The sequence below is a fragment of the Dyella sp. genome, assembly GCF_035508675.1.
GTDB lineage: Bacteria > Pseudomonadota > Gammaproteobacteria > Xanthomonadales > Rhodanobacteraceae > Dyella_B.
On record NZ_DATJMN010000182.1, the window covers coordinates 1 to 4,243 of the forward strand.

5 protein-coding genes and 1 pseudogene are annotated in these 4,243 nt (G+C 56.0%); 5 read left to right on the plus strand and 1 reads right to left on the minus strand.

Features of this window, described 5'->3' with window-relative positions; translation table 11 throughout:
• The 5 genes and pseudogenes from VMA74_RS09850 to VMA74_RS09860 form a co-directional block, all read left to right on the plus strand.
• Window positions 1-1,345: LodA/GoxA family CTQ-dependent oxidase (locus tag VMA74_RS09850; RefSeq protein WP_325366540.1), on the plus strand; the 1,345-nt coding region annotated here is incomplete at its 5' end.
• A 2-nt stretch (window positions 1,346-1,347) separates the two neighbouring features.
• A pseudogene (locus VMA74_RS21625) lies at window positions 1,348-1,455 on the plus strand (NAD(P)-binding protein); the annotation flags it as partial.
• Between the two features lie 315 nt (window positions 1,456-1,770).
• Window positions 1,771-2,448: a hypothetical protein gene (locus VMA74_RS09855; RefSeq protein ID WP_325366542.1), complete on the plus strand. Its 678-nt coding sequence runs from the start codon at window positions 1,771-1,773 to the stop codon at window positions 2,446-2,448.
• Window positions 2,449-2,760: 312 nt separating this feature from the next.
• A complete protein-coding gene (locus VMA74_RS21630; RefSeq protein WP_414649595.1) occupies window positions 2,761-3,411 on the plus strand; it encodes a HAMP domain-containing protein in 651 nt (216 codons plus the stop codon).
• On the plus strand, window positions 3,326-3,670 hold the full coding sequence (locus VMA74_RS09860; protein ID WP_325366544.1) for a sensor histidine kinase: 345 nt from the start codon (window positions 3,326-3,328) through the stop codon (window positions 3,668-3,670). The genes VMA74_RS21630 and VMA74_RS09860 overlap by 86 nt, the downstream gene beginning before the upstream one ends.
• A 356-nt stretch (window positions 3,671-4,026) precedes the next feature.
• Here VMA74_RS09860 and VMA74_RS09865 read toward each other — a convergent pair.
• Window positions 4,027-4,243, minus strand: a 217-nt coding sequence (locus VMA74_RS09865) for a hypothetical protein (protein ID WP_325366546.1), incomplete at its 5' end; no start/stop codon positions are given.

A 4,243-nucleotide genomic window follows, 5' to 3' on the forward strand; every position in this document is an offset into this window, starting at 1 on the left:
CGGCCCGGAAAATATGGAACCCTTTGGCGTTGAACTTGGCCCAACAGGAGAAAACCCGGTGATCGAATTCAAGGATCAAGATTACCGGATGAAGCGGCAAGGCGCTCGCTTTAGGATCTTTGAGCTGCACGAAAACGGCATCCCCACTCTCGCCTCCTTTCCGGCTGGAACAACGGTACGCTGGACGGTGCGGCTTGCAAACAAAAAAGATGCCGTCCACCGCCCATCGTACCCGCCAACACAACCAGAACCCGTCCGCGATGATCCTGCTAGGCAGAACCGCATTATTGAGGCTACAGGTGACATCGCCGGCATGAGTCAGCCAGCAGTGGTTCTGAAAGGTGCTTATCTAAATGAGCCAGTCATTCTCGGAGAGATCTTGACCGACAAAAATCAACACCTGATTGTGCTGGGAGGGAGCGGGCGCTCAGGCACCCTGACCACCCCACCTGCGCCGATGGGAGATAGCTTCTATAACAATCCGGACTGGTTCGACGATGTCGCCGATGGTTCCGTCAGTGCAACTGTGGAAATCCCTGGGCAAGAGCCGGTGACGGCGCACGCTGCCTGGATAATCACCGCCCCGCCTGATTTTGCCCCACTTGCCCAGGGCGTTGTCACGCTCTTCGACGTGATCAAGCAGGTGGCCATCAACAAAGGCTGGATTGCACCAAAGCCACGCCCCTCATTTGAGACCGACATCAAGCCAATGATCCAGCGCGCCGCTCAATTGCGCTGGGTTGAGAGAGGGGCAGTGTGGCCGCTGATAAGCCAGGACTGGGCGAATCTTAGCAATTCGTCAGCGGCGCATGCGCCGCTGCGCACCGAGACTGCAATACTCGTACGCGAAGTTGAAGTTGCCTTGAGTGGCTTTGAATTGCAGGAATGGCAATTAGATGCTCTCGATGCTTGGGTGGCAGGCAACTTTGATATCGCGGAAAGTGCAAACCGTGGCCTTTGCGATGCTCTAACACGTGCAGCGCTCGACACCACCGTCGGACAAGGATTTTTTCCCGGCATAGAAGCGGGCATCAACATGACAGATCCGAATCTGTACGATAGTGCGCCATTCGAGTTTCGCTTCAATCCCGCAGCCTTGCGGCCAGGAGATGTCACCGCCCACATGGCACAACCATGGCAGGCAGATTTTCTCAAGTGCGCCGATGGTTGGTGGCCTGCACAGCGACCTAACCTATTACTAACCAAGGACGGTAGTAAGGTGCGATGGCTACGACCAAAAATGACTCACCTGGAACTGGTCGGCAACGTGATGAAACTTGGTGTGGCCACCCCAGATGAAAATGGGAATATGTTTGAGCAAGGCCGCGACCCGGCGCTGACCTGAGGATGGGTAGTTTCACTCGATACGAGATTGCTGTGATAGGCGGCGGGGCTGCAGGTGCCTGCGCCGCACATCGACTTTCCTCTACCGGAGCTCGTGTACTCCTGGTGACGTTACGCGAGCGCGAGAATGCCCACCCCATCGAAATCCTAAATCCAGGCGCGCGCTACGCATTGGCGCGCTGCGGACTACCTGAACCAGCCAGGGGCTCAGTACCTTGCGAAGGCGTTCTGAGTGCGTGGGACACCGAAACCCCCATATTCCATGACTACATGCTGATGAATGGAATAGCCGGCCTTGCGGTGAGTCGGAGGGAGATGCAACGGGAATTTAGTGTCGCCTGCCGTGCCTCTGGCGTTCATACTGCCGAATGCCTCCGTTCTTGGATTCAGTCGCCAACCATCCACCAGCGTTGGGCAATTCGTTGGATGAACCTGCGAAACAAGTTACTTGAAGCACACGTCGACCAAATACTGATTGCATCTGGGAGAAGCGCCAGCCTAGGTCTTGTCGATGCTGGCCGACGCATTCGGTTTGATCGCTCTGTCGCCATATGGATCCCATATGTTCACCAATATCATGCGGGAAAATTGCTATTAGAAGCCGTCAGCGACGGTTGGTGGTATGCAACGCCTGCAATACAGCACGCTAGCAATTTGGTGTTCATTACGGAAGCCGACCTTATACCCAAGACGGGTGCGGCACGGGCAAAATGGCTGGCCCGCATGTTCGACGAAACAAAACTGCTCAATGTCTGTGCGCGATTTAGCCCTTCCTTCTCCGCAATATCAGCCACGGATGCGCACTTCGGCATGCACCCCACACCTGCCTTCCAGCGAGGTGCACGCATTGGCGCTGCCGCATTGGCGCTGGACCCACTCTCCGGCACTGGCGTTGTTAACGCCGTTGAAGGTGCGCTCCGCGCAGCCAACGATGTCATTCTTGGACATCCTCTTAGCAATGGCTATGCATGCTTCATCAGAAACATTGCCGCCAACGAAGCGAGGCTCCATCAACACACCTACCTCAAAGCCGCACAGCGCTTTCCCCATTCGGCATTTTGGCAACGCCGCATAGCTTTGTCCAAACACATCGCGATCGCTTGAAGCACAAATGCGTGCCTACATTCGCATGGTCGAAAGGACTCATCTCGGCACGGTGGATCTCCGCACCAGCAGATCCGCTGAAAGCACACGCTTGCGTGGCGTGACTGCCGGAGTGTTGAGCTGCCGGCCGAAGTTGAACAACAATTACCTACATGGATAAACACCGGCCACACGATCGAGCTCAATCTCCCATCCGGCTATTTCATTGCAGTCGTACCCATGGAAGAGATCGGTCAGCCACCCCGCCAGTTCGTTGCAGCCACCAGCCCACGTGGACGCATGTCACGCCGAGCCAAAGAACGAATCGTGTTCATGGTGGAAGCATCCCTCTTTGTTTTCTTCATCATTATTATCGGCTGGCGTACGGCGCGGAGCGTATCCCGGCCCATTGAGGTCATGCGCAAAGCTGCAAACAGAATAGCAAAAGGTGACTTGCCCGCGCGGATCCCGGCCCCGTGCAGCTCGCATCGCAATGAATTCGGTGTCCAGTCACGAGACATCAACACCATGGCCGAACGCATCGAATCGCTGGTCTGCGATGAGCGCACCATTTTGCAAGATCTATCACACGAGCCGCGCTCCCGACTCGCACGGCTTCTCACAAGCCTTCATCTCGCTCGCAGGCAGCAAGACACCGACGCCGAATTGGGCCATCTGCCAAGCGCGGAGCAAGAAGTCATCCGAACCGATCGCATATCTTCCGAGATGCTGGCGCTATCCAGGCTTGAGGCTGATCTGCCGGGCATGGAACGGGAATGGGTGAACCTGGTGTCATTGACGCAAGCGAGGCTGAGGCCGCAGGCCTCGAGGCTCGGCAAAGTCCATCCACACACAGTTGCCCCATACAGGCACACCGCACGTATGCGGAAGCGAGATATTGCTGGAGCGGGTAATAGACAACCTGATCAGCAATGCCATCAAGTACAACGATGCCGACGGCAAGATCGAAATCACCGTCTATGACATGCCAAACGGCTCAGGACTCCGCATTCGAGATCACGGTCCCGGTGTACGGGAAGAGGAGAAGAGCTTGTTGTTTCGGCCACTCTTCCGTGGCGCCAATGCGCACATGGCGAGCGGAAATGGTCCTTGGCTCAGTGTCGTTCGCCGTATCATGAGCATCCATGGTGGCGATGTCTTTCTTCGCAACACCTCATCGCACGGCCTGGAGCTGACCCTTGTCTTTTCCGACGCAGCATGTCCCGATCGCATGCGCGGTTGAACGCGAGTACGCCGAATGCAAGGGTCGGCGGGATAACCGAAGTGCCGTTCCACGCGTTACGCACGCCTTATACCGTTGTCTCCAGTCGCTGCATATTGGCCCGTTGCGCAATGGCGCCCTGTGATTGCGCTGAGTTATTACTAATGGCTATGCAGCGTCGCACTCTGCCAGGACGGTAGGGATTTTTCATTTCTCCCCGTCTTAATTCAGCGCAACTATCAATAGGAACACGGGGAAATGGAAAGCAAGAGGATCACGCGCGCTGTGCGTGCGAAGCCCGCCGCCGCGGTTGCGGCCAGCGAGTGCTGCACTTTTTATCAACTACTTTGGCGTGGCGGGAAATCTTGATGCCGATCTCAATCAGGCGCCTGGCGCCAGCCCTTTAGGCGAACTGAGTCACTGTCAGCAATGCAGCAATTAACTAACCCCAAGAAAGCGACCCGCTTTTCGTGGGTCGTTGTTGTTTCGATTGTTATTTCGCTTCTGGATTTGTTCCTGATGCACGCGGCAGTATTGTCGTTGCTCTTCTTTTTATTCGGATCAATTACTGCCGTTGCATGGTTGGTCCGGCGA

Coding starts and splice junctions, on each gene's coding strand:
- VMA74_RS09855 (WP_325366542.1), top strand. CDS start 1,771: ATGAACCTGCGAAACAAGTTACTTGAAGCACACGTCGACCAAATACTG.
- VMA74_RS21630 (WP_414649595.1), top strand. CDS start 2,761: ATGGTGGAAGCATCCCTCTTTGTTTTCTTCATCATTATTATCGGCTGG.